This is a genomic window from Peptoniphilus sp. oral taxon 836 str. F0141 (genome assembly GCF_000179335.1).
In the GTDB taxonomy this organism is placed as follows: Bacteria; Bacillota; Clostridia; order Tissierellales; family Peptoniphilaceae; genus Peptoniphilus_A; species Peptoniphilus_A lacrimalis.
This window is the reverse complement of record NZ_AEAA01000086.1, coordinates 1-815: the sequence shown is the minus strand read 5'-3', so window position 1 is coordinate 815 and position 815 is coordinate 1. Positions and strand designations below refer to the sequence as shown.

The window sequence follows — 815 nt, the reverse complement described above, 5'->3', positions numbered from 1 at the left end:
TTAATTATAATATTATAATTAATCTAGTTACTCTATTATTAAATTATATTAAGTTGTAGGAAGATTATGATTAATTTTTAGGATTTTATTATTTCTAAATTACTTTGGGATTTTTGTTTGGATATTGTTATCTAATTTTAGAAGTTTAAATATAAAGAATGATATCTTAGGTTACTTATTCCTTACTTCATATTAAAAATTTTTGGAATGACTGATATTATAGATTTTACGATATTGGGTTGTATTAATTAGGAATTGGTTCAGATGAAAAAAATTTCATTGATATTTGTAATTATATTCTTAATACAAATTATTTTGGTTTTTGAAAAAAATTTTATTAGTTTAACTTATAATAAAGCATTAGCTAATATTGACTGTAAACTTTCAGATAATAATTATGATAGAGTTATTGAAATTAAAGGGAGTAAATTTCTTGGTAGACAAACTTTTTCTACAGCTGAATTAATTAGAAATCCATCAAAATTCAATTCTGAAGTATCCAATTTTTTAACAGTTGCTGGTGCGTTTAGTGATGTAGAAACAGTGGATGAAATTATAACGATTCCAATAGATGCTGCTAGGGTTAATTGGTATAGTGTTTTTACTATAGATATGCCTGGTTATATTGATTTTTCAAAGTACTTAAAAGTTGTTTATAGAGTTGATAGGCTTAATGATAATAGAAAATTTATTCAATCAGCAAAATTGTGCATAGAAGCACATCAATATTATTATAACTATCCCAATGGTGGTTATATAGATAACGGTGTAAAGATATGGACCGCTGAAGTTAAGTAATTGAACAGGTGGTTTGA

The 815-nt window shown here is 24.4% G+C and carries 1 protein-coding gene; it reads left to right on the top strand.

All coding sequences use genetic code 11. The annotated features are described in order from the left end of the window. Positions 1-264: 264 nt before the first annotated feature. Positions 265-798, top strand: coding sequence for a hypothetical protein (locus HMPREF9131_RS03770; RefSeq protein WP_009345467.1), 534 nt, complete (start codon positions 265-267; stop codon positions 796-798). Positions 799-815: the final 17 nt, after the last annotated feature.